We start from the raw sequence: 25,881 nt of genomic DNA, 5'->3' as shown, positions 1-25,881 counted from the left end.
TGTGGTGAGCGTTGCATTTATGGTTTTTAAATTCACCTTTTCGCCCCAAGCGGATCCCGGGTTAACGGGGGCTGCATGCGGTTAAGCGGGCGCAGCGCCCTTACATTGCATGGTATGGCTATTGAGCAAGTAACAAGAATAACCATGTCTATCAAAGGCAAAACTACATCGCTGGTTACACTTTGCGCCTGACTGTTGCGATTGGCCGCTGGCGAGAGTTTGGCGTGGCGGGGTAAATTGACTGTCCCAGAGGTATTGATTGGTGAGCAATCGACATACTCTGTATGTTGAAGCCATTTTCAATTGCACCAACCTACGCGGATGCGTAGGTTTTTTTTTGCCTGCCGTATAGTATTCTTCCCTCAGACAATTTTTAAGGCCATCAACCCCGAGGGAGAGTGGGATGATATATACCGTGTTACGTGCACTGTTTCGCCTGATGTTTCGTGTTCGTGTCGAAGGCGACGCCAAGCATTTTGAGCAGCAGAAACTGCTGATCACCCCGAATCACGTTTCTTTCATGGATGGCGCGCTGCTGGCGTTGTTCTTACCGATCAAACCGGTGTTTGCCGTTTACTCCAGCATTTCCGATCGTTGGTTTATGCGCTGGCTGAAGCCTTATATCGACTTCGTGCCACTGGATCCCACCAAACCGATGGCCATCAAGCATCTGGTGCGCATGGTTGAGCAGGGCAGGCCGATCGTGGTGTTCCCGGAAGGGCGCATTACGGTGACCGGCTCATTGATGAAGGTCTACGACGGGGCGGCCTTTATCGCCGCCAAATCTGGTGCCACCATCGTGCCGGTACGTATCGATGGCCCGGAGTTCAGCGTGTTTGGCCGTATGGCCGGGGTGTATAAACTCCGCGCCTTCCCACAGACCACCATCAGCATTCTGCCGCCAACCACTTTACCGATGCCAGAGGCGCCAAAAGCCAGTCAACGCCGGCAGTTGGCCGGTGACAGGCTGCATCAGATCATGATGCAGGCGCGCATGGATACCCTCAAACCGCAAACCCTGTTCGGCGCGCTGTTGGCCGCGCAGCATCGTTATGGCCGCTTCAAGCCCTGCATCGAAGACGTGGGCTTCAAGGAAGACAGCTATCATACGCTGCTCAAAAAATCGCTGGGCGTCAGCCGCATCCTGGAACGCTTTACCGCGCCGAAAGAGCATGTTGGCCTGCTGTTACCGAATGCCACTATTACCGCTGCCGCCATCTTTGGCGCTTCATTGCGGGGCCGTATTCCGGCCATGCTCAATTACACCGCCGGTGTGAACGGGCTGAAAAGCGCGATGACCGCGGCCACCATTAAAACCATCGTCACCTCGCGCCAGTTCCTGGAAAAGGGTAAATTGACGCATCTGCCAGAGCAGGTACCGGAGGCCAACTGGGTCTATCTGGAAGATTTGAAAGATACCGTCACCCGAGACGATAAGCTGTGGATCCTGCGTCACCTGCTCCAGCCACATAAGGCAATGGTGCCACAGCAGCCAGAGGATGCAGCGCTGATCCTGTTTACCTCCGGCTCGGAAGGCCATCCGAAGGGCGTAGTGCATTCCCATGCCAGCTTGCTGGCCAACGTGGAGCAGATCCGAACCATTGCGGATTTCACCCCGCGCGATCGCTTTATGTCCTCGCTGCCGTTGTTCCACTCTTTCGGCCTGACAGTCGGGTTGATCACCCCGTTGATGACCGGTAGCCGGGTATTCCTCTACCCAAGCCCGCTGCATTATCGCGTGGTGCCGGAACTGGTCTATGACCGTAACTGCACCGTGCTGTTTGGTACGGCGACCTTCCTCAACAACTACGCCCGCTTCGCCCATCCTTACGATTTTGCCCGCCTGCGCTATGTGGTGGCCGGGGCCGAGAAGCTGGCTGAAAGCACCAAACAGATTTATCAGGATAAATACGGCATCCGCATTTTAGAAGGCTATGGCGTCACGGAGTGCGCTCCGGTGGTGTCGATCAACGTCCCCCTGGCAGCCAAAGTTGGCACCGTAGGTCGCATTATGCCGCAGATGGAAGCACGTTTGATCAAGATGGCCGGCATCGATAACGGCGGCCGTCTGCAATTGAAAGGCCCGAACATCATGAAGGGCTACCTGCGGGTTGAGCGCCCAGGCGAACTGGAAGCTCCGGCAGCCGAGGACGAAAACGGCGTGCTGCAAGCTGGCTGGTACGATACCGGTGACATTGTCAGCTTCGATGAACAGGGCTATTGCACCATTCGTGGCCGTGTGAAGCGCTTTGCCAAACTGGCGGGGGAAATGATCTCGCTGGAGAGCGTGGAACAGTTGGCTGTGCGCCTGTCACCGGAAGGGCTGCATGCGGCCACGGTGAAAAGCGACAGCAGCAAAGGCGAAGCGCTGGTGTTGTTCACCAACGACGCCAGCATTACCCGTGATAGCTTGCTGCGGGTGGCTCGTGAGCAGGGCACCCCGGAGCTGGCGGTGCCACGTGATATTCGCCTGGTGAAGGCGTTGCCGTTACTGGGCAGCGGCAAACCGGATTTCGTTACTTTGCGCCAAATGGCTGAACAGCCGGAGAAGGCATAATGAATGCAACTGATTCCCCACTGCTGTCACGTTCAATGATCGCGGTGATCTGTGCCCAGTTTCTCTCGGCCTTCGGCGATAACGCCTTGCTGTTTGCTACCCTGGCGCTGATCAAACAGCAAATGTACCCCGATTGGAGCCAACCGATACTGCAAATGGCCTTCGTGGCTACCTATATCATCCTGGCTCCGTTTGTGGGCCAAATCGCCGACAGTTTCTCCAAAGGCCGGGTGATGATGGTCGCCAATGGCTTGAAGCTGGCCGGTGCGCTGGTGATCTGCTTTGGGCTGAACCCGTTCCTGGGCTATACCCTGGTCGGCATTGGGGCTGCGGCTTATTCACCGGCGAAGTACGGCATCCTGGGTGAGATCACCAGCGGCGATAAGCTGGTGAAGGCCAACGGGCTGATGGAAGCTTCCACCATTGCCGCCATCCTGGTGGGTTCGGTAGCCGGTGGCATGTTGGCAGACTGGCATATCGTGGCCGCACTGGCGGTGTGTGCCGTGGTTTACGGCGCGGCAGTCGTCGCTAACCTCTATATCCCGCGCTTGCCGGTTGCCCATAAGGTAGCCTCCTGGCACCCACGCGTCATGGGGAGCACTTTCTTCAACGCTTGCGTGGTGCTGTGGCGCGATGGCCAAACCCGTTTCTCACTGATTGGTACCAGCCTGTTCTGGGGCGCTGGGGTTACCCTGCGCTTCCTGCTGGTGCTGTGGGTACCGGTAGCGCTGGGCATTAGCGATAACGCCACGCCAACCATGCTCAACGCGATGGTGGCAATAGGTATCGTGGTCGGGGCCGGGGCGGCAGCCCGCTTTGTGACGCTGGAAACGGTTAAGCGCTGTATGCCTGCCGGGATCCTGATCGGCATCGCAGTGGCCTTCTTTGCCGTGCAAACCAGCATGCTGAATGCTTATGGCGTACTGCTGGTGATTGGTGTGCTGGGTGGCTTCTTTGTGGTGCCGCTGAATGCGCTGTTGCAAGAGCGGGGCAAACGCTCCGTTGGGGCGGGGAACGCCATTGCGGTACAGAACCTGGGTGAAAACACCGCCATGCTGCTGATGCTTGGCCTCTACTCTTTGGTGGTCAAATTAGGCGTACCGGTGATCGGCGTCGGGATCGGTTTTGGCGTCGTGTTCGGCCTTGCCATCACCGTATTGTGGATATCTCAGTTCCGCTCGAAAGCCTAACATCACTGGCTCACAATGTAGGGGCGCTGCATGCTGCGCCCGTTTAGATTTTCCCTACAAATTCAGCAATATTGCTAGGATGCCATCAATTTCAGGGTGCTGCTTGCAGCACCCTGAAAGCTTTATGGTGCTGGAATGGTGAAGCGGCTGTGGATCTCTTCCAGGGCCTGCAACACCTCCTCGTTCAGCACCACGTCAAAACTGTCGATATTTATCTTCAACTGCTCCAGCGTGGTGGCGCCCAGCAAGGTGCTGGCAACAAACGGCTGCTGGCGCACGAACGCCAATGCCATCTGTGAAGGATCCAGACCGTGCTTTTTCGCCAGCGCCACGTATTCGGCGATCGCCGCCTGGCTCTGTGCTGAAGAGTAGCGGGTAAAGCGGCTGAACAGGGTGTTGCGTGCCCCGGCCGGTTTGGCCCCGTTGAGGTATTTACCGGACAGCGTACCGAAGGCCAGGCTGGAATAGGCTAACAGCTCGATGCCTTCATGTTGGCTGATCTCCGCCAAACCAATCTCAAAGCTGCGGTTTAACAGACTGTAGGGATTCTGGATCGAGACGATACGCGGGAGTTCGTGTTTTTCTGCCAGTTGCAGGTAGCGCATCACGCCCCATGGGGTTTCGTTAGAGACGCCGATATAGCGAATTTTGCCGGCACGGACCTGCTCGGTTAGCGCTTCCAGGGTTTCCAACAGCGGGATGGTGGCTTTTTCATCGGTGTACTGATAGTTGAGCTTGCCGAAACAGTTGGTGGTGCGCTGCGGCCAGTGTAGCTGGTACAGATCCAGATAATCGGTATTTAACCGTTTCAGGCTGGCGTCCAGGGCGGCGCGGATATTTTTGCGATCCAACGCCTGCTGTGGGCGAATGCCCGCATCATTACCCCGGATCGGCCCGGAGACCTTGCTTGCCAGCACGATTTTGTCGCGGTTGCCGCGCGCTTTGATCCAACTGCCAATGTACTGTTCTGTCAGCCCCTGGGTTTCTGGGCGCGGCGGCACTGGATACATCTCTGCGGTATCAATCAGGTTGATGCCAGCGGCTAATGCATAATCCAGCTGTGCGTGGGCATCGGCTTCGCTGTTTTGTTCGCCAAAGGTCATGGTGCCCAGTCCCAGCACGCTCACTTCTAAAGAACTGTGGGGAATACGGTGGTATTGCATTAACGGCCTTCCTTCAATGTTAGCGCTTACGGGCGTGATGCCCGGTAAAACAGAAGCCAGAGATCCAACGGCGTAGCACGCCTTACTTGACTATAACCAAGCTAAGAAGATGGTGAAAGAGGAATATAACTGCCGGGGGTAGGGCTAAACCCCTGATTGATAATCCGTCAGGGGTCAGGATGATGCGGGGGCAGGATTAACGCTCGATAACCTGCGAGACCCGATCGCCGTTAATCTGGCGCTGGTTGCCTTGCTCGTCCTGATAGCTGATCAGGCCGGTATCCTTATCGATTTTAGGCTTACCCTGCGTGAGGATCATATTGCCGTCTTTGGTGGCCATCACATAGTCGCTGGAACAGCCTGCTAATCCGGCGACCATCATCAGGGCGGAAATAGCCATTACCCACTTTTTCATGCCGAACACCTTATATACCTAGAATAATTGTCTTAATAGAGTAGCAAACTCTGCCAAAGATGGCTTTCGGACGTATCCCATCTGTGTCAGGAGAAATGACGGTGAAAACAGGAGCGGAGGGCTAATCAAAGCGTAAAGTGCCTGGCCAGCAGCGCCCGGGTGAAGTTTTTCTTCAGATAGAAGCCGCGCGGCAAGGTGAGGATCGGTTGGCCCTGTTCGCCGGTGGCTTCGGTCAGTGCCTTGTTGTTGGCCGCTTTTGGCCGCAGCTGTAGCACTTCGCCATGGCGGGCGGTGATCCGCTCAACCTGGCCGAGCACGATAAGATCCATCAGCTCTTCCCAATCCCGGCGCAGCATCTCGGTTTCTTCCTGATTGGGTTGCCACAGCAGCGGGGAACCTACGCGGCGCTGTGCCAATGGGATTTGTCGTTCACCTTCCACTGGGATCCACAGCACGCGAGCCAGTTTGTGGCGTACGTGGCTGCTTTCCCAAGTCACGCCGCTATTGCCGGTCAGCGGAGCTACGCAGACGAAAGTGGTTTCCAGCGGGTTACCGGCGGCGTCGACCGGGATGGTTTTCAACTCAATGCCCAGCTCTGGGAAATCCTGCTCAGGCTTGCTGCCCGCCATGGCCCCCAGATAGAGCTCCAGCAGCATGCCGACCCAGCCTTTATCCCGTTTGAGATCCTTGGGAATGCTGACCTGCGCACGGGCTGCCAGTTCGCCAAGGTTAAAGCCAGCCAGCGCCTGGGCACGGGCTAATAATTGCTGCTCGTTTTCTGGCGGCAGCGGGGATAAACACGCCATAAATCAGACCTATGCATTATGGTTAAAAAACGTACCGAATTTACTCACAGCCTTAAAAGGGAAAAGCAGGCTGGGGAAAACAACAATAGTAGCATGATTTTGCATGACTTTTTGGCTACCCCATCGCGGTAGAAAATTTTCAGTGCGGGGTTGTGCACCTGTAGCCACCGACAATAAACAGGATCTTACACCTATTTATCCACAGATTTCTGGGATAACCCAACTTTTTGCCGATCACTGGTTTGATTTACAGCCTTGACGCGGGGCATTTTTTACGAATTTGGCGGTTTTATAGGTCGCTGGGTATAATAATCTGTGGATAAAATCCGCATTGGTGGATCTTTCACCAGAGAAAGATCCAAAGCGTGCATAGATCACATTTTTACCCTGTTCATAACTGTGTTTAAGTGTTTATTGTATTGTATTTAAAAGAATAATAAAAAATCAAAAATACGGCGGATTTTAAGTTCAATCGAGTTTTCCCGGCTTATCCCTAGAGTTCTTCACACACCTATCCACAGAAAAAGTGAATAAAACCGCCCTCGAACCTCGTTACATGTTTATAACTTTGCCATTATCTGTGAGTTATCCCAATGTTATCCGAGCGACGGTGCTGCAAAGCAGTGGTTTACCGCCTGTGGCTTGTGTGAAACAATCAGGTTATCAATACGAATTTATGCTTATCGAGGTAGTCCGGTGATCGATGATGATGGCTACCGCCCGAATGTTGGTATCGTAATCTGTAATCGTCAGGGGCAGGTCCTATGGGCCCGCCGTTACGGTCAGCACTCCTGGCAGTTTCCCCAAGGGGGAATAAACCCTGGCGAAACGCCTGAGCAGGCGATGTACCGTGAGCTGTTCGAAGAAGTGGGGCTGAGTAAAAAGGATGTGCGTATCCTGGCCTCAACCCGCAACTGGTTGCGCTATAAATTGCCAAAACGTTTGGTGCGTTGGGACACAAAGCCGGTTTGTATCGGCCAAAAGCAGAAATGGTTTCTGCTGCAGTTAATGTGCAATGACGCGGATATCAACATGCAGCGCAGCAGTACGCCGGAGTTTGACGGCTGGCGTTGGGTGAGCTTCTGGTATCCGGTGCGCCAGGTGGTGTCGTTTAAACGCGACGTGTACCGCCGGGTTATGAAAGAGTTTGCCGCAACCGTCATGCCAATGCAGGAACTGGCAGCGCAGCGGCAGCCTCCTGCTTATCGCCGAAAGAGAGGTTAAGTCAAACCGACTATGCTCACGCGCTTGCGAGAAATTGTTGAGAAAGTGGCCGCGGCGGCCAGTCTGACAGATGCGCTGGATCTTTTGGTCAATGAAACCTGTCTGGCGATGGACACCGAAGTCTGCTCCATCTATCTGGCAGACAACGACCGCCGCTGTTATTACCTGATGGCGACGCGCGGGTTGAAAAAGCCCCGCGGGCGAACTATCGCCCTGGCCTTTGACGAAGGCATCGTCGGCCTGGTCGGGCGGCGGGCAGAGCCGATCAACCTGGCGGATGCCCAAAGCCATCCCAGCTTCAAATATATTCCGCAGGTCAAAGAGGATCGTTTCCGATCCTTCCTTGGCGTGCCGATCATTCATCGCCGCCAGTTGCTTGGCGTGTTGGTGGTGCAGCAACGTGAACTGCGCCAGTTTGACGAAAGCGAAGAATCCTTCATGGTTACCCTGGCCACCCAAATGGCCGGGATCCTCTCGTTATCACAGCTAAACGCCATTTTTGGCCAGTATCGGCAGACCCGCATTCGAGCGCTGGCTGCGGCTCCTGGCGTGGCAGTGGCGGAGGGATGGTTAGATAGCAGCCAACCTTCACTCGATCAGGTGTATAAAGCCTCCACGCTGGATACCGTCAGCGAGCGCGAACGCCTGACACAGGCGTTGGAAGAGGCTGGGGCAGAGTTCCGCCGCTTCAGTAAGCGTTTTAGCGCCAGCTCGCAAAAAGAGAGCGCGGCGATCTTCGATCTCTATTCCCACCTGCTCAACGATGCCCGCCTCAAACGTGAACTGTACGCGGAAATCGATGCCGGTTCGGTGGCCGAATGGGCGGTAAAACAGGTGATTGAAGCCTTCGCTGCCCAGTTTGCGACCTTGCAAGATACCTATATGCGTGAGCGTGCCAGCGATCTGCGCGCGCTTGGCCAACGTCTGCTATTCCATCTCGACGATACCACCCAAGGGGCCAGCCAATGGCCAGCCCGTTTTGTGCTGGTTGCCGATGAGCTGACGGCGACCCTGTTGGCCGAAGTGCCGCAGGATCGCCTGGCTGGCGTGGTAGTGCGGGACGGTGCTGCCAACTCCCATGCCGCGATCCTGGTGCGGGCCATGGGTGTGCCAACGGTGATGGGGGCAGACATCCAGCCTGCGCTGTTGGCCCAGCGAATGCTGATTGTTGATGGCTATCGCGGCGAGCTGCTGGTCGATCCGGAACCGGTGCTGGTGAAGGAATATCAACGTCTGATCAGCGAAGAGCAGGAGCTCAGCAAGCTGGCAGAAGACGACGTTGAACAGCCCGCAGAGCTGAAAAGCGGTGAGCGGATCCAGGTGATGCTGAACGCCGGCCTTAGCCCGGAACATGAACAACTGCTGGGCACTCGCGTGGACGGCGTTGGTCTGTACCGCACCGAGATCCCGTTTATGCTGCAAAGCGGCTTCCCGTCGGAAGAGGAGCAGGTGGCGCAATATCAGGGCATGCTGCAACTCTTCTATCCGCATAAGCCGGTGACGCTGCGTACGCTGGATATCGGTGCTGATAAACAACTGCCCTACATGCCGATCAGCGAGGAGAACCCGTGCCTCGGTTGGCGGGGGATCCGCATTACGCTGGATCAGCCAGAAATCTTCCTGATCCAGGTGCGCGCCATGCTGCGTGCCAATGCGGGAACCGGCAATCTGGGGATCCTGTTGCCGATGATCACCAGCCTGGAAGAGATCGACGAAGCCAAGCGCCTGATCGATCGCGCCGGGCGAGAAGTGGAAGAGATGCTGGGATATGACATTCCCAAGCCGCGGATTGGCGTCATGCTGGAAGTGCCGTCGATGATCTTCCTGATCCCTTATCTGGCCGCACGCGTCGATTTTATCTCGGTAGGAACCAACGATTTAACCCAGTACCTGCTGGCGGTGGATCGTAATAATACCCGCGTTGCCTCGCTGTACGACAGCCTGCATCCAGCCATGTTGCAGGTGCTGAAATTGATCATCGATCAGGGGACGGCGGCTGGGTTGCAGGTGAGCCTGTGCGGTGAACTGGCAGGAGACCCGATGGGCGCTCTGCTGCTGGTGGGTATGGGTTACCGTAATCTGAGCATGAACGGGCGCAGCGTTGCACGTATCAAATATCTGTTGCGCCATATCGAACTGGAAGATGCGCAAGGGCTGGCCCAGCGGGTATTGAGTGCCCAGATGACCACCGAGGTTCGCCACCAGGTTGCGGCGTTTATGGAACGGCGTGGCATGGGTGGGTTGATCCGCGGTGGCCGTTGATTAGGCGTTGTCCAGCCCGTTAAGCGTTGACCTATTTTTTTACAGAACTTTTCCCTGCCGGCAAGCCCGGACGTGGTTAAGCCTATGTTATGATGCGCCATCTCAACGCGGTGCTCCCGTTGCACGGGCTTTGCACCGCGTTTGGCACCTGCCGCCCCCGCTTGGGGATGAATAACAGACATATTGTGGTGATAGATGAGCACTAGCTATCTGGCGTTTCCAAAATTTGATCCGGTGATTTTCTCTGTCGGCCCGGTCTCTTTGCACTGGTACGGTTTGATGTACCTGGTTGGCTTTGTTTTTGCCATGTGGTTGGCGGTACGCCGCGCGAACAAGCCCGGCAGCGGTTGGACCAAAGACGAAGTGGAAAACATGCTGTATGCCGGTTTCCTTGGGGTCTTTATCGGTGGCCGTGTCGGTTATGTGCTGTTCTACAACCTGCCGCTATTCCTGGATAACCCGCTCTACCTGTTCAAAGTCTGGGATGGCGGTATGTCATTCCACGGCGGCCTGATTGGCGTGATCGCGGTGATGCTGTGGTTTGCCCGCCGCACCAAGCGCAACTTCTTCCAGGTTTCTGATTTTATTGCCCCGCTGATCCCGTTTGGTCTGGGCGCTGGCCGCCTGGGTAACTTTATCAACGGTGAGCTGTGGGGGCGTGTCACTACCAATACACCTTGGGCGATGCTGTTCCCAAGCTCGCGTCCGGAAGATATCGCCATCGCTGCCGCCAATCCTCAACTGCTGCCGCTGCTTAACCAATATGGCGTGTTGCCACGTCATCCGTCGCAGCTGTATGAAATGGTGCTGGAAGGTATCGTACTGTTTATCATTCTGAACCTGTTCATCCGCAAACCACGCCCTATGGGGGCCGTTTCCGGCCTGTTCCTGATTGGCTATGGCACGTTCCGTATTATCGTCGAAGCTTTCCGCCAGCCGGATGCCCAGCTTGGCCTGTTTGACGGGGTGATCAGCATGGGGCAAATCCTGTCCGTGCCGATGGTGCTCGCCGGTATTATTATGATGATCTGGGCGTATCGTCGTCGTCCACAGCAACAACAGTCGTGAGGAAAAATGAAACAGTATCTGGATTTGATGAACAAAGTGCTCGCCGAGGGCACCCCTAAAGCCGACCGTACCGGCACTGGCACGTTGTCGATTTTCGGCCACCAGATGCGTTTCAACCTGCAGGAAGGCTTCCCGTTGGTGACCACCAAGAAATGCCACCTGCGGTCGATTATTCATGAGCTGCTGTGGTTCCTGAACGGCGATACCAACGTGGCGTATCTGCGCGAAAACAACGTCAGCATCTGGGACGAATGGGCTGATGAAAACGGCGATCTTGGCCCGGTCTATGGCAAGCAATGGCGTGCCTGGGGCGCGGCGGATGGTCGCGAGATTGACCAGCTAAGCACCGTGTTGCAACAACTGAAACAGGATCCGGATTCACGCCGTATTATTGTTTCTGCCTGGAACGTGGGTGAGCTGGATAAGATGGCCCTGGCCCCGTGCCATGCCTTCTTCCAGTTCTATGTGGCGGACGGCAAACTCTCTTGCCAACTGTATCAGCGCTCGTGCGACGTGTTCCTCGGCCTGCCGTTCAATATTGCCAGCTATGCGTTGTTGGTCCATATGATGGCGCAACAGTGCGATCTGGAAGTGGGCGATTTCGTCTGGACCGGTGGTGACACCCATCTGTACAGTAACCACATGGAGCAGACGCAGCTGCAATTAACCCGTGAGCCGCGTGCGTTGCCGAAGCTGGTGATCAAACGCAAACCAGCCTCGCTGTTTGATTACCGCTTTGAAGATTTTGAGATTGAAGGCTACGATCCGCATCCGCCGATCAAGGCTCCTGTCGCTATCTGATTTGCTGAGGGCCGTATCCGGCCCTCTTTCTTAATCCCGCTGAAAGTAGGCGCGCCGCATGCTGTGCCCGTGCTGCATTGCCAAAAATGCGAAGCCGTACTCAATTTCCCCCAGCTTGTTACCTACTAAGTAAAAATTCTGCGCATCATTTGCCAGCCTGAGAAAAGGTGCCTTTCATCGTACCTTTGGCCGATTACACTCGCCGTATGAACCGATATAAAAATAGCCCCGAACACCAGCAAGGCCTGACGCTGATCGAACTGTTGATCGTCATGGTACTGGCAGGGATGCTGACCTCTTGGGGGGTTAGCCAGTGGTATCACTATCAACAGGCGCTGCGGCTGGAGCAGACCGCCCAGCAACTGCTGGCATTCCTGACGCGCTTACAGGCCGATGCCAACTGGCATAACCGCAACGTTTTACTGTGGTTTCGGCCTGGGAAAATCTGGTGCATAGGCAGCGGCCCGCAGGCGGCATCCTGTACTGCATTGACGGACCGGGCCTTTACCCCAGAGCATCTGGATGTGGAGTTACAAGGTTATACCCAAAAGGAGATGGGATTTTATGGTGTACGCAACAATGCGCAGGCCGGGCATATCTTGCTGGGCAATCCGGCTGGCCGCATACGTCTGGTGCTCTCTGCCAAAGGGCGGTTGCGGCTGTGCAGCGAAGAAACCGCCATCCGGAGCCTGCCCTTATGCGCACCTTAGAACAAGGCTTTACCCTGCCGGAGGTGCTGCTGGCGATGACATTCGGCAGCCTGATTGCATTGGCGGCGGCGAAAACCTTACCGATACTGCGTCAGCAGACGGTTGATATGGGCCGTCATTATCGGTTGGATCTGGTGTTACGCCAGCTGGCTTTCGGGATTGAAAAGGATCTGCGCCGCAGCGGGTTTTGTGCCGGGCAGTGTCAGGGGCGTTCGTTGCTGATTGGCCATGCAGCGGGGGAAGCGCCGGGCAGCTGTGTGATCGTGGCCTACGATCTTAACCGCAATGGCAACTGGGAAAGCGGTGGCGATGCCGAGTATTTTGGTTACCGCCTGCGGGCCGGTGGGCTGGAGGGGCAAAGCAGCGTGACCCAGTGCCAGGGCAGCGGCTGGGAACGCTTGCTCGATCAGGAAGAGGTACGGATTGAGTCTTTTTCTGTCAACCAGATTGCAGGGCGCGATGGCAAATCCTTGATGTTATTTGCCCTAAGTGGCCGCTCAACGGTGCGGGCAAATATAGAACGCCGCCTGGAGTGGGCGGTCAGCATGGAGGCACCCTAGAGATGGATAGGCAGCAGGGGGGCAGCACATTGGCTGCGGTGATGTTGTTGCTGGTAATGGGGCTGATGCTGCTCACTGCCCAGCAGCGGCAATTGGACAGTGCGCTACTGCTGGCCGTCGATCAGCAGCGCTATCTGCGGGCCTACAACCAGGCGGCTTCGGCCTTAAGTTGGGGGCTGGCGCAGCCGTGGCCACGGGAGTCTCTACAGGCGAGCCACTGGTCTTGTCAGCAGATAAGCGGCGAGGCGTTGCAAGCCTGCGCCCGGCTCTCGGCCCGTACCGGTTTGGTGATGGTGCGTGGGGCTGGAGATTTCGCGGGAGCGGAACCTTTGTGGCTATACCAACTGGCTACACAGCAAGGCGGGGCAGGTGGCCACCTGCTGAAAGCGCAAAAAGGCGGCTGGCTGGATTTTTGTCCGGAAAAGCGGGAAAGCGACTGTGCTGATTAAACCAGCTGGCCGGCGTACTCAGCGGGGTTTCAGCCTGCCTGAAGTGTTGATTGCGGCATTGTTGTTCGCCGTCTCGCTGCTCGGGCTGTTACAATATCAGCAGGTGCTGTTGCAAGCTTTTCAACGGCAGTGGCAATATCGACAGGCCTGGTCGCTGGCGCACCAACAGCTGGAAATATTCAGTGCCGGTGCTGAAATAACCCATGCCATATCGCTACCGCCAAATTGGCACTACCAGGTCGAAACCCACCAGGCGCAAGGCTCATGCCTGCGGCGCACGGTGAAGATACAAACGCCGCTGCACCAACAGATTGAACTCAGCCGCTGGTATTGCGGCCAGTAGCGCGGGCGCAGCATGCAGCGCCCCTACGTAGTGAGCCGGTGAGGTTTGTCAGTCGTCTTGATCGGTATATTGGTCGAGATGCTCTCGATCTGTTCCTCTCCCTTTGGCCGAAGTATTCTCGATCGGTTCCCTCTCCCTGTGGGAAAGGGTTAGGGTGAGGGCGGTCACTGAAATTACGGCCAGTAGCACGAGTGTTGTTGGGCTTGCCCTGGACTGTTTTGGCCGAAGTATTCTCGATCAGTCCCCTCTCCCTGTGGGTGAGGGTTAGGGTGAGGGGAAACTATGTCGTCGGTAATGCCCTTTTTCGCTTCCAAGGAGCCTCATGTTTACGGTTTATCATTCCAATCAGTTGGACTTGCTGAAAACGCTGACCAGCGCGCTGATAGCCAGAGAACCTTTGGCCGATCCGTTTCAACAGGAAGTGGTGCTGGTGCAAAGCCCCGGTATGGCACAGTGGTTGCAGATGCAGCTGGCCGAGCAGTTTGGCATTGCCGCAAATATCGTTTTCCCGCTCCCGGCGACCTTTATCTGGGACATGTTCACCAAGGTATTGCCCGGCATTCCCAAAGAGAGCGCCTTTAGCAAAGATGCCATGACCTGGAAGCTGATGTGGCTGCTGCCAGGCATGCTGACCCGGCCCGAGTTTGCTCCTCTACAGCATTACCTGACCGATGATGCCGACAAACGCAAGATCCACCAGCTCGCCGGGCGCGTTGCCGATCTGTTTGACCAATATCTGGTTTATCGCCCGCAGTGGCTGGAAAGTTGGCAGCGTGGGGAGGCGGTAGAAGGGCTGGCGGAGGCGCAAAGCTGGCAAGCCCCCCTGTGGCATCGGTTGGTGGAATATACCCACGAGCTGGGTCAGCCTGAATGGCACCGTGCCAACTTATATCGCCGGTTTATCAGCGCGCTGGAGAATGCCACTCAATGCCCTGCGGGGCTGCCGCCACGGGTGTTTATCTGTGGGATTTCTGCCTTGCCGCCAATTTACCTGGAGGCACTGCAGGCCTTGGGTAAACATATTGATATCCATCTGATGTTTACCAACCCCTGCCGCTATTACTGGGGCGACATTCAGGACTACGCCTTTCTGGCCCGTTTGCAGAGCCGCAAACGCCGCCACTATCACCAGGCGCGGGAGCAAGGCTTGTTCCGCCAGCCGGAACAGGCAGCCCAACTATTTGATGCCGAGGGCGAACAACAGCTGAGTAACCCACTGTTAGCTTCTTGGGGCAAGCTTGGGCGCGACCATCTGTATTTACTGTCGCAGATGGAGGCGGTGCAGGAGGTGGATGCCTTTGTCGAGATCCCGGCTGATAGCTTGCTGCACGCCATTCAGCACGACATGCTGGAGCTGGAAGATCACGCACTGATCGGCACCACGCCGGAAACCCTGGAGCGCAGTGACAATAAACGCCAGCTCGATCCGCAGGATCGCTCCATCAGTCTGCATGCCTGCCACAGCCCGCAGCGCGAAGTCGAGGTGCTGCACGATCGGTTGCTGACGATGCTGGCAGAAGATCCCCAACTCACCGCGCGCGACATCATCGTGATGGTGGCGGATATCGACAGCTACACCCCGTATATTCAGGCGGTGTTTGGCAATGCCCCGGCCGGGCGCTATCTACCGTTTGCCATTTCCGACCGCAAGGCCAGGCAAGCGCATCCTGCGCTACAAGCCTTTATCTCCCTGCTGGATCTGCCCCAAAGCCGCTTTACCTCAGAGCAGGTATTGGCGCTGTTGGACGTGCCCGCGCTAGCGGCGCGTTTCTCGATTCAGGAAGAGGGGCTAAGCCTGTTACGCCACTGGACTGGCGAATCCGGGGTACGTTGGGGGTTGGATGATGACAACGTGCGTGAGCTGGATTTGCCCGCAACCGGGCAGCATACCTGGCGGTTTGGCCTGACGCGGATGCTGCTGGGCTACGCCATGGACAGCAACGCCGGAGATTGGCAGGGCGTATTACCTTACGATGAGTCGAGTGGATTAGTGGCCGAACTGGCCGGGCAATTGGCCGATCTGCTGGCACAACTCAGCCGTTGGCGGCAAATCCTCAGCGAAGAGCGGCCGTTAGCCGAATGGTTGCCGCTGTGCCGCCAACTGCTTAGTAGCTTCTTTGAGACAGACAGCGAAACCGAAGAGGCGTTGGCACTGATCGAAGAGCAGTGGCAGAAAGTGGCCAGCTTTGGCCTGGCGGCGCGCTATCCCGATGCCGTGCCGTTGACGCTGCTGCGCGATGAACTGGCCGCAAGGCTCGATCAGCAACGCATCAGCCAGCGTTTCCTGGCCGGTCAGATCAACTTCTGTACCCTGATGCCCATGCGTTCCATTCCGTTCAAGGTGGTCTGCCTGCTGGGCATGAACGACGGTGTCTACCCTCGCACTTTGCCGCCGCTGGGTTTTGACCTGATGGCGCAGCAGGTTAAGCGGGGCGATCGCAGCCGCCGTGACGATGACCGCTACCTGTTCCTGGAGGCGATCCTCTCTGCCCAGCAGCAGTTGTACATCAGTTTTATTGGCCGTTCCATTCAGGATAACAGCGAGCGCTATCCTTCGGTATTGGTCACTGAACTGTTGGAATATCTGCAGCAAAGTTATTGCCTGCCCGGCGATGAAGGGCTGGATGCGGACGGCAGCGCACGCAGGGTCGGTGAGCACTTGCTTAAACGCCATGCCCGCATGCCGTTTGCTGCGGAAAACTTCCTGCCGGGGAGTGAAGATCAAAGCTATGCGGCAGAATGGTTGGCCGCTGCCGATGGTCGTGGCGCTGCACATCCGGAATTTAATCAACCGCTGGTGGTGGAAGAGAAAACTCAGGTTTCTCTTGATGAACTGCTCCGTTTTTACCGCCATCCGATCCGTGCCTTCTTCCAGCTACGTCTTGGCGTTAACTTCATTCTGGAAGAGACCGATCTGCCGGAAGACGAGCCTTTTACGCTGGATAACCTCAGCCGCTATCAGTTCAACAGCCAATTGCTGAACACGCTGATCGAGGGGAGGATGCAGGCAAGTTGTACCAACGGGTGCGTGCATCGGGGGGATTACCTTACGGAGCTTTTGGTGAGATTTACTGGCAAAAGCAGCAGGAAGAAATGGCGGAGCTGGCCGAACGGGTGCGTGAACAGCGCCAGGAGAATGGCAGCCTGGAGTTGGATATCGACGTGGCGGGCATGCGTATTACCGGCTGGCTGCATCAGGTACAGCAGGATGGCTTGCTACGCTGGCGGCCAGCAACGCTTTCGGCCGTAGACGGCATCTTACTTTGGTTGGAACACCTGGTGTATTGCTGTGTTGGGGGGGCCGGGGAAAGCCGTATGTTTGGCAGCAAGAATTCCGCCTGGCGCTTCGCTGCGCTGACGAGCGAGGAGGCCCATGAGCAGTTGGCGGAGCTAGTGGCGGGCTACCGCCGTGGCCTGTCGCAGCCGCTGATGCTGCTCAATAAAAGCGGCTGGGCCTGGTTGAGCCAATGTTATCAGGCGCAAACGCAGCAGATAGACTGGGATGAAGAAGTTCAGGTCAAGGCGCGTGCCAAGCTGCTGCAAGCCTGGCAGGGCGATCAGCGGATCCCGGGCGAGGGGGCAGATCCTTATACTCAGCGTGTTTTCCGCCAAATGGATAATGTTCGCCTTGAACAAATCCTGAAAGAAACAGAGCGTTACCTGCTGCCCGTGGCCCGTAATAATCTTGGGTAACAATCCCTCGGTGGCACAGGTCGCAGTGAGGTGATAAAAATTTTACGCTTTTATACTCAACCATTGAGGTTAAGTCTGGTCTTACATAACGTATAGGCATATACGTTATAGAGTGGCGTACGCTGCGCCCCAACGATGTGGGCTATAGTGAGTTGAGTGTTTAAAACCGTAATGCTTTGAGTTAGAAATTGAATTTCATTGGGCATCGCTTTCGGTTGTGTCATTTTGCACCGTGCTGTCACCGTCAGGGAGTTGGCGTGACAGCCAGAGAACAGGGGTTTATTTTGGATATGCGCAGACTGTTGACCCGCATTACCGGGTTGATGTTATTGGTTATGTTTTGGGCGCCGTTAAGCTGGGCCGCACAAGGCTGGCAACCGCTGGCGGAAAAGATCAACAAAAGCGATCACGATCCGCGTGAATATCAGGCTATCAAGCTGGATAACGGCATGACCGTACTGCTGGTGTCTGACGCGTTGGCACCAAAGTCACTGGCTGCCCTGGCGCTGCCGGTAGGCTCACTGGAAGATCCCAACAGCCAACTTGGCTTGGCTCACTACCTGGAACATATGGTACTGATGGGCTCCAAGCGCTATCCAGAACCCGAGAACCTCTCCGAGTTTTTGAAAAAGCACGGTGGTAGCCACAATGCCAGCACCGCGTCTTACCGCACCGCATACTATCTGGAAGTGGAAAACGACGCTTTAGAACCCGCTGTCGACCGCATGGCCGATGCCATTGCCGAACCTATTCTGGATCCTGGCAACGCGGACCGTGAGCGTAATGCGGTGAATGCCGAGTTGACGATGGCGCGCTCCCGTGACGGTATGCGCATGGCACAGGTTGGGGCAGAAACCCTTAATCCGGCTCACCCTAGCGCACGTTTTTCTGGCGGCAACCTCGAGACTTTGCAGGACAAGCCAGGCAGCAAGCTGCATGAAGAACTCGTTGGTTTTTATCAGCGTTACTATTCTGCCAACCTGATGAAGGGCGTGCTGTATAGCAACCAATCCCTGCCTGAACTGAGAGCGCTGGCGGTCAAAACCTTCGGCCGTATTCCTAACCACGATGCGAAAGTGCCACCGATCACCGTTCCTGCGGTCACCTCGGAGCAGCAGGGCATCATTATTCATTATGTACCGGCGCAGCCGCGCAAGCAGCTGAAGGTCGAATTCCGTATCGATAACAACAGCGCCGAGTTCCGCAGCAAAACCGATACCTATATCAGCTACCTGATTGGCAACCGCAGCACCAATACGCTTTCCGACTGGCTGCAGAAGCAGGGGCTGGCAGATGCCATCAATGCGGGTGCCGACCCGATGGTCGATCGCAACGGCGGTGTGTTCTCAATCAGCGTTTCCTTGACCGACAAGGGGCTGGCGGAGCGTGACCAGGTGGTGGCAGCGATCTTCAGCTATCTGAAAATGCTGCAGGGCGAAGGGATCAAACAAAGTTATTTTGACGAGATCGCCCATGTGCTGAATCTGGATTTCCGCTATCCGTCGATTACCCGCGACATGAATTACATCGAATGGCTGGTGGACACCATGCTGCGCGTACCGGTAGAGCATACGCTGGATGCGCCGTACCTGGCCGATCGCTACGATCCTAAAGCCATTGCTGAACGCCTGGGTCAGATGACGCCACAAAATGCGCGTATCTGGTTTGTCAGCCCGAATGAGCCGCACAATAAAACGGCTTACTTTGTTGAGGCACCTTATCAGGTCGAGAAAATCAGCGCGGAACGCTTCGCGAAATGGCAACAGTTGGGTAAAGATATCGCGCTTTCTCTGCCGGGGCTGAACCCTTATATTCCGGATGAGTTTACCCTGAATAAGCCTTCACATGAGTTTACCAAACCGGAAATGGTGGTGAACCAGCCAGGGTTGCGGGTGCTGTATATGCCAAGCCGCTATTTTGCCGATGAACCCAAGGCCGATGTGACGGTCGCTTTGCGTAACGCCAAAACCATGGATTCAGCGCGTAATCAGGTGCTGTTCTCGTTGATGGATTATCTGGCGGGGATCTCGCTCGATGAGTTGAGCTATCAGGCTTCGGTGGGCGGGATTAGCTTCTCTACCTCACCTAATAATGGCCTGATGTTTAGCGCCAACGGCTTTACCCAGCGCCTACCGCAGCTGTTGACCTCGCTGATTGAAGGCTACTCCAGCTTTACCCCAACGCAAGAGCAGTTGGAGCAGGCGAAATCCTGGTATCTGGAACAGTTGGATTCCGCCGAGAAGGGCAAAGCCTTTGAGCTGGCGATCCAGCCGGTACAGATGCTGTCCCGCGTGCCTTATTCCGAGCGCAGTGAACGCCGTGAAGTGCTGAAAACCATAACGTTGCAAGACGTGCTGGCTTACCGCGACAGCCTGATGGCCGGGGCCACGCCGGAGTTGCTGGTAGTGGGTAATATGAGCAAGCAACAGGTGGACACGCTGGCCTCTTCACTGAAGAAGAACCTGGGTTGTACCGGTGTGGAATGGTGGCACGGCGAAAACGTCGTGATTGCCAAAAACCAGTTTGCCAACCTGCAGCGTCCTGGCAGCAGCACCGATTCGGCGCTGGCGGCGGTGTATGTTCCAACGGGGTATGACGAAGTGACCAGCATGGCCTATAGCTCATTGCTGGGGCAGATCATCCAGCCGTGGTTCTACAGCCAATTGCGTACCCAAGAGCAACTCGGCTATGCGGTGTTCTCCTTCGCGATGCCGGTTGGCCGCCAGTGGGGCATTGGTTTCCTGCTGCAAAGCAACAGTAAGCAGCCAGCCTATCTCTACCAACGCTATCAGGATTTCTACCCGAAAACGGAAAAGCGCCTGCGTGAGTTGAGCGATGCCGATTTTGCCCAATACAAACAGGCCATGATCAATGAGCTGCAACAGCGTCCACAAACCTTGGGTGAAGAAGCGGGCCGCTTCAGTAGCGATTTCGATCGCGGTAATTTCGCCTTCGATACCCGTGAAAAGCTGATCGCTCAGGTACAGATTCTAACGCCCGCCAAACTGGCGGATTACTTCCATCAGGCGGTGATTAAGCCACAGGGTCTGGCACTGTTGTCTCAGGTGAGTGGCAGCAGCCAGCAGAAAGCCGACTTTGCTGCGCCGGGTGAGGGTTGGGTGACCTATCCTAACGCCTCGTCACTGCAAAAAACGCTGCCTCGTAAAGTGGCGACGCCATGACGAAAGGCGTTCCTCAGCGGCTTGATCCACTGACGTTGCCGCTGTTTGGTGAACGGCTGATCGAAGCCTCGGCAGGGACAGGCAAGACCTTCACTATCGGCGCTTTGTATCTGCGCTTGCTGCTTGGCTTAGGCCAGGCAGCGGCGTTTTCGCGGCCGCTCACGGTAGAAGAGATCCTGGTGGTTACCTTTACCGAAGCGGCGACGGAGGAACTCCGGGGCCGCATTCGCAGCAATATCCACGCATTACGCATTGCCTGCATACGCGGACATAGCTCAGACCCGCTGTTTGCCGCGCTGATGGCGGAGATTGGCGATCTGCCAGAGGCCGCCGCGCAATTGCTGGCTGCCGAGCGCCAGATGGACGAAGCGGCGATCTACACTATCCACGGTTTTTGTCAGCGAATGCTTACTCACAACGCATTCGAGTCGGGCATTCTGTTTGAACAAACGCTGGTGCAGGACGAACTGCCGTTGCGCCGTCAGGCCTGCGCCGATTTTTGGCGGCGTCACTGCTACCCATTGCCACTGGGCGTTGCCCGGGCGGTTAGCCAGGAGTGGAGCGGCCCAGAGGCTTTGTTGGGCGATCTCTCGGGCTATCTGCATGGCGAAGCTCCCACTCTGCGTCAGCCACCGAAAGATGAAGAAACGGTGCTGATGCGCCATGAACAGATAGTTGCGCGGATCGATGCCCTCAAGGCGCAATGGCAGGCAGCGGCGGCCGATCTGGAGGCGCTTATCAGTCAGTCTGGCGTCGACAAACGCAGCTACAGCAGCAAGCATTTACCCAACTGGCTGAATAAGGTGGGCGAATGGGCGGGGCAGGAAACCGAAGATTACCAGTTACCTAAAGAGCTGGAGAAGTTCCGCCAATCGGTGCTGCTGGAGAAAACCAAGAAAGGTGAAGCTCCGCGGCATCCGCTGTTTGTGGCGGTTGATGAGCTATTTGCCGAACCCTTGACCCTGCGTGACTTGATCATGGCAAGGGCGTTGAGTGAAATACGCCTTTCTATTCAACAGGAAAAACGCCAGCGTGCCGAACTGGGTTTTGACGATCTGCTCAGCAGGCTGGATGCGGCACTGCAAAGCGCCGGTGGTGAACAATTGGCGCTGGCGATCCGCCAGCGTTATCCGGTGGCGATGATCGATGAGTTTCAGGATACCGACCCACAGCAGTACCGGATCTTCCAGAAACTGTATGTTGGCCGCGAAGAGTGTGGCCTGCTGCTGATCGGCGATCCCAAACAAGCGATTTACGCCTTCCGTGGGGCCGACATTTTTACCTATATGAAGGCTCGTTCAGAGGTAAGTGCCCACTACACCTTAGAGACCAACTGGCGCTCATCACCGGCGATGGTTGGCAGCGTTAACCGCCTGTTTGCTCAGGTGGAAAAGCCGTTCCTGTTTGGCCAAATCCCGTTTATCGAGGTGGCTGCCGCAGCGAAGAACCAGGAACTGGTTTTCGAGTGGCAGAATAAGCCGCAACCGGCCATGCAATTTTGGTTGCAACCCGGGGATGGGGCCGGAGTAAGTGATTACCAACAATTAATGGCGCGCTTGTGTGCAGCCCAGATCCGCGACTGGCTGAGTGCCGGGCAGGCCGGAGAAGCCTGGCTGGTCAAAGGGGATCAACGTCGCCACGTTCAGGCATCGGATATTACCATTCTGGTGCGTAGCCGCGCCGAAGCGGCGTTGGTGCGTGATGCACTCAGCGCGCTGGCCATCCCCTCGGTTTACCTTTCCAACCGTGACAGCGTGTTTGATACGCCGGAAGCCAAAGATTTACTGTGGCTGCTACAGGCGGTGCTGGCTCCCGAACAGGAGCGAACCCTGCGCTGCGCTTTGGCCACCGGGCTATTGGGGTTGGACGCCTTGACGCTGGATGGATTAAACCATAACGAGTCCGCTTGGGATGATTTGGTCAACGAGTTTGATGAATATCGTAGCCACTGGCTGCGCCGTGGCGTGTTACCAATGCTGCGTGAGGTGATGGCCAAGCGGCATCTGGCAGAAAACCTGCTGGCCAGCCCTGGGGGTGAGCGCCGTTTGACCGATGTCATGCACCTGGGGGAACTGCTGCAGGAAGCCACGGCGCAGCTGGACGGTGAACACGCGCTGGTGCGTTGGTTGGCACAGCAGATCGCTCAGCCGAATCGCCAGTCGGACAATCAGCAACTGCGGCTGGAAAGCGACCGCCATCTGGTGCAGGTGATCACCATCCACAAGTCGAAAGGGTTGGAGTTCGATCTGGTGTGGCTGCCTTTTGTGGGGAATTTCCGCCAGCAGCAGCAGGTGCTGTACCACGATCGCCAGACCTTTAAAGCCCTACTGGATCTCAATGCCAACGAAGAAAGCGTGGCCTGGGCGGAAGAAGAACGGTTGGCAGAGGATTTGCGCCTGCTGTACGTGGCGCTGACCCGTTCGGTGTATCACTGCAGCATCGGTATTGCGCCGTTGTTCCTCGGCACGCGCAAGAAGCAGGGCGATACGGATTTGCACCGCAGCGCGCTGGGATATCTGGTACAGGCGGGGCAGGCGGGCGATGCGGCCTATCTGCAAACCTGCCTGCAACAGCTGGCAACCCAAGGCATCGCGCTGTCGCTGGTGGATGCGCCGGGTGAACAGAGCTGGCAGCCCCAGATGGCCGCCGCCGCAGAACTGACGGCCAGGCAGTTTCCACGCAGGATGCAGGATTTCTGGCGGGTAACCAGCTATACCGGCTTGCAACAGCATGGCGCAAGCCGGATGCAGGAGCTGTTGCCGCGCCTGGACGTTGATGCCGTTGGTGAGGGCGATACGGCTACACCACCCGCATTTACTCCCCATACTTTTCCGCGTGGCGCGGCTCCTGGCACCTTCCTCCACAGCCTGTTTGAAGAGCTGGACTTTACCCAACCGCTAGATGAAAAGTGGCTATTGGAGCAGTTACAACAGCAAGGGCTGGAGGAGCATTGGTTGCCGGTATTATCCGGCTGGATGCAGGTGCTGTTGAATGCGCCGCTTAATAGCAGCGGCGTCGCGCTATCCGCCTTACCGTCGGGGGCCAGGCAGGCAGAATTACAGTTCTATCTGCCGATCGGCGGCCTGCTGCAAGCGCAGCAACTGGATGAGTTGGTAAAACGCTACGATCCCCTTTCTGCTGGCTGCCCGGCGCTGGATTTTCAACAGGTTCAGGGCATGCTGAAAGGCTTTATCGATCTGGTATTCTGCTGGCAGGGAAAATACTACCTGCTGGATTACAAATCCAACTGGCTGGGCGAAGACAGCAGCGCCTATACCCAAGAAGCGATGGCGCGGGCGATGGCGGAACACCGTTACGATCTGCAATACCAACTCTATACCTTGGCGCTTCACCGCTATTTGGGGCATCGTCTGGCGGATTACGATTACCCGCGCCATTTTGGCGGGGTGATTTATCTGTTTTTACGCGGGGTGGATGCCGAGCATGAGGGCAACGGTATTTTTGCCTGTCGGCCGGAGTTCGCTCTGGTTGAAGGAATGGATCGCCTGTTTAGCGGTGAAGCGGCCAACGTTGAGGATGGGCAATGATTGAGATTTTGCATCAGGCGTTGGCTCTGGGCGCCTTGCGACCGTTAGACGTGCAATTTGCCCAGGTGGTCGCCAACGATGATGAACCGGATATCCTGCTGGCAGCCGCCTGCCTGAGCTCGGAGGCTGGTGCGGGCCACGTTTGTCTGTTGCTCGAACAGCTATTGCCGGAGAATCTGTTTGGTGGCCGCCAGCCGGAGTTGGCCTTGGCCGCGTGGCAGGCTTGTGGGCAACCGGACGTGGCGAGTTGGCAACAGCGTCTGGCGGTCTCGCCAGCGATTAGCGATGGCAGTACGGCAACGCCGATGGTCCTGCAACAGCAGCGGCTGTATCTGCAACGCATGTGGCAGAGCGAAGGTGACGTCGCCACTTTTATCAGTAGCGACAGCGTGCCACAGGAACTTGAAGAGGCGCAGCTGCGCACTATCCTCGATCGGTTATTTGGCGCGGCCACGGACGAACCTGATTGGCAAAAAATTGCCGCAGCGGTAGCGGCCACGCGCCGCATCGCGATTATTTCCGGCGGCCCCGGTACTGGCAAAACGACCACTGTCGCCAAGCTGTTGGCGGCGCTGGTGCAGTTGGCGGACGGGGAGCGTCTGCGTATCCAGCTTGCTGCACCTACCGGTAAAGCAGCGGCTCGTCTAACCGAATCCTTGGGAAGCGCTAGCCGTCAGTTGGATTTAACCCCGGAGCAACGGGCCTTGTTCCCTACGGAAGCGGCAACGTTACACCGCTTGCTGGGGGCCCAGCCAAACAGCCAGCGCATGCGCTATCACCGGGGCAACCCGCTGCATCTGGATGTGCTGATAGTGGACGAGGCTTCGATGGTGGATTTGCCCATGATGGCAAGGTTGATTGCTGCCTTGCCCCCCAAGGCGCGAGTCATCTTCCTTGGCGATCGCGATCAACTGGCCTCGGTGGAGGCTGGAGCCGTGCTGGGGGATATCTGCCGGTTTGCCGAGCAGGGATATAGCGAAGCCCGTGCGGCGCAGTTGGCGCGCCTGACTGGTTGCCCTTTGCAAGGGCAGCCAGCGCAGGCCGAGGCAGCGGTGCGCGACAGCCTGTGTCTGCTGCGCAAGAGTTACCGGTTTGATGCCAAATCCGGCATTGGCCAGTTGGCTTTGGCGGTGAATGCTGGCGATAGCAAGCGCGCCCTGGCAGCGTTGAACGGCAGCTATTCTGACGTGGAGGGTTACCCACTGGCAGAAACCGAAGATTATCAACGGCTGCTGGATAGCTGCGCTGCCGGTTATCGCGACTATCTGCGGCTGGTAGCCGAAGGGGCAGGGGCCGTGACGATCCTGGATGCCTTTGGCCGCTTCCAGTTGCTCTGCGCCCTGCGCGAAGGACCATTTGGCGTTGCTGGGTTGAATGAGCGTATCGAAAGCGGGCTGCAGCGTGCCGGTTTGATCCGGCGTAATCCTGGCCCTGCCGGGCGTTGGTATTTAGGGCGGCCGGTGATGATTGGCCGCAACGATAGCGCACTGGGGCTGTTTAACGGCGATATTGGCATTGCCTTGCCCGGTGAGGGCGGCGATCTGCGTGTGCACTTCCAATTACCGGACGGCAGTATCAAATCGGTACAGCCCAGCCGCTTACCGGCGCATGAAACTGCCTATGCGATGACGGTGCATAAATCGCAGGGGTCGGAGTTCGACCATACGGCGCTGGTGCTGCCGAATCATTTTCTGCCGGTGCTGACACGTGAATTGGTTTATACCGCCATTACCCGCGCACGCCAGCGGCTTTCGCTCTATGCGGTAGACAAGGTGTTGGTAAGCGCTATCCGCACCCCCACGCAACGCCGTAGCGGGTTAGCCGAACGCTTGCAGATCGGGAAGTAACAACGGGTGGGCGCTTGCTAGTGCCGCCATACAATCAAACATAAAAAACGACAGGTGATGGGG

16 protein-coding genes and 1 pseudogene are annotated in these 25,881 nt (G+C 56.7%); 14 read left to right on the top strand and 3 right to left on the bottom strand.

Features of this window, described 5'->3' with window-relative positions; genetic code table 11:
- Nucleotides 1-403: 403 nt before the first annotated feature.
- Entirely contained in the window at nucleotides 404-2,557 is a 2,154-nt protein-coding gene (gene aas / locus D9980_RS14780) for a bifunctional acyl-ACP--phospholipid O-acyltransferase/long-chain-fatty-acid--ACP ligase (protein WP_046807994.1), read from the top strand.
- The gene (gene lplT / locus D9980_RS14775; protein WP_024484276.1) at nucleotides 2,557-3,747 is read left to right on the top strand and encodes a lysophospholipid transporter LplT; all 1,191 of its coding nucleotides are present in this window, start codon (nucleotides 2,557-2,559) and stop codon (nucleotides 3,745-3,747) included. The genes aas and lplT overlap by 1 nt, the downstream gene beginning before the upstream one ends.
- Nucleotides 3,748-3,869: 122 nt before the next feature.
- On the opposite strand, the gene D9980_RS14770 is transcribed toward lplT, so the two are convergent.
- The 3 genes from D9980_RS14770 to mutH form a co-directional block, all read right to left on the bottom strand.
- Entirely contained in the window at nucleotides 3,870-4,910 is a 1,041-nt protein-coding gene (locus tag D9980_RS14770) for an NADP(H)-dependent aldo-keto reductase (RefSeq protein ID WP_021179864.1), read from the bottom strand.
- A 196-nt stretch (nucleotides 4,911-5,106) separates the two neighbouring features.
- On the bottom strand, nucleotides 5,107-5,325 hold the full coding sequence (locus tag D9980_RS14765; RefSeq protein ID WP_024484278.1) for a YgdI/YgdR family lipoprotein: 219 nt from the start codon (nucleotides 5,323-5,325) through the stop codon (nucleotides 5,107-5,109).
- A 125-nt stretch (nucleotides 5,326-5,450) separates the two neighbouring features.
- Nucleotides 5,451-6,131: a DNA mismatch repair endonuclease MutH gene (mutH, locus tag D9980_RS14760; protein WP_021806136.1), complete on the bottom strand. Its 681-nt coding sequence runs from the start codon at nucleotides 6,129-6,131 to the stop codon at nucleotides 5,451-5,453.
- A 696-nt stretch (nucleotides 6,132-6,827) separates the two neighbouring features.
- On the opposite strand from mutH, the gene rppH reads away from it, so the two are divergent.
- From rppH to recD, 12 genes and pseudogenes are all read left to right on the top strand, one after another.
- Entirely contained in the window at nucleotides 6,828-7,355 is a 528-nt protein-coding gene (rppH, locus tag D9980_RS14750; protein WP_021179868.1) for an RNA pyrophosphohydrolase, read from the top strand.
- Nucleotides 7,356-7,367: 12 nt separating this feature from the next.
- Complete coding sequence (gene ptsP, locus D9980_RS14745) at nucleotides 7,368-9,617, top strand: phosphoenolpyruvate--protein phosphotransferase (protein WP_121607688.1); 2,250 nt, start codon at nucleotides 7,368-7,370, stop codon at nucleotides 9,615-9,617.
- A gap of 195 nt (nucleotides 9,618-9,812) precedes the next feature.
- On the top strand, nucleotides 9,813-10,685 hold the full coding sequence (gene lgt / locus D9980_RS14740; RefSeq protein WP_121607687.1) for a prolipoprotein diacylglyceryl transferase: 873 nt from the start codon (nucleotides 9,813-9,815) through the stop codon (nucleotides 10,683-10,685).
- Nucleotides 10,686-10,691: 6 nt separating this feature from the next.
- The gene (gene thyA, locus D9980_RS14735; protein WP_021179872.1) at nucleotides 10,692-11,486 is read left to right on the top strand and encodes a thymidylate synthase; all 795 of its coding nucleotides are present in this window, start codon (nucleotides 10,692-10,694) and stop codon (nucleotides 11,484-11,486) included.
- Nucleotides 11,487-11,692: 206 nt separating this feature from the next.
- Entirely contained in the window at nucleotides 11,693-12,196 is a 504-nt protein-coding gene (locus D9980_RS14730) for a prepilin peptidase-dependent protein (protein WP_121609028.1), read from the top strand.
- Nucleotides 12,184-12,756 (top strand): prepilin peptidase-dependent protein, encoded by a 573-nt coding sequence (locus D9980_RS14725; RefSeq protein ID WP_121607686.1) that lies wholly within the window; start codon nucleotides 12,184-12,186, stop codon nucleotides 12,754-12,756. The genes D9980_RS14730 and D9980_RS14725 overlap by 13 nt, the downstream gene beginning before the upstream one ends.
- 2 nt (nucleotides 12,757-12,758) lie before the next feature.
- Nucleotides 12,759-13,205 carry a YgdB family protein gene (locus tag D9980_RS14720; RefSeq protein ID WP_121607685.1) on the top strand — a complete coding sequence of 149 codons (447 nt, stop codon included), beginning with the start codon at nucleotides 12,759-12,761 and terminating at the stop codon, nucleotides 13,203-13,205.
- Complete coding sequence (locus D9980_RS14715) at nucleotides 13,195-13,548, top strand: prepilin-type N-terminal cleavage/methylation domain-containing protein (protein ID WP_121607684.1); 354 nt, start codon at nucleotides 13,195-13,197, stop codon at nucleotides 13,546-13,548. Before D9980_RS14720 ends, D9980_RS14715 begins: the two co-directional genes overlap by 11 nt.
- Before the next feature lie 322 nt (nucleotides 13,549-13,870).
- Nucleotides 13,871-17,241: pseudogene (gene recC / locus D9980_RS14710) on the top strand (exodeoxyribonuclease V subunit gamma).
- Between the two features lie 290 nt (nucleotides 17,242-17,531).
- Nucleotides 17,532-20,423, top strand: coding sequence for a pitrilysin (gene ptrA / locus D9980_RS14705; protein ID WP_121609027.1), 2,892 nt, complete (start codon nucleotides 17,532-17,534; stop codon nucleotides 20,421-20,423).
- A complete protein-coding gene (recB, locus tag D9980_RS14700; RefSeq protein ID WP_121607683.1) occupies nucleotides 20,420-23,971 on the top strand; it encodes an exodeoxyribonuclease V subunit beta in 3,552 nt (1,183 codons plus the stop codon). The genes ptrA and recB overlap by 4 nt, the downstream gene beginning before the upstream one ends.
- Entirely contained in the window at nucleotides 23,968-25,818 is a 1,851-nt protein-coding gene (gene recD / locus D9980_RS14695; protein ID WP_121607682.1) for an exodeoxyribonuclease V subunit alpha, read from the top strand. Before recB ends, recD begins: the two co-directional genes overlap by 4 nt.
- Nucleotides 25,819-25,881 lie beyond the last annotated feature (63 nt).

The organism is Serratia sp. 3ACOL1 (assembly GCF_003668775.1).
GTDB classification, from domain to species: Bacteria; Pseudomonadota; Gammaproteobacteria; order Enterobacterales; family Enterobacteriaceae; genus Chania; species Chania fonticola.
The sequence above is the reverse complement of the archived record's forward strand: the minus strand, read 5'-3'. Positions and strand labels throughout refer to the sequence as shown.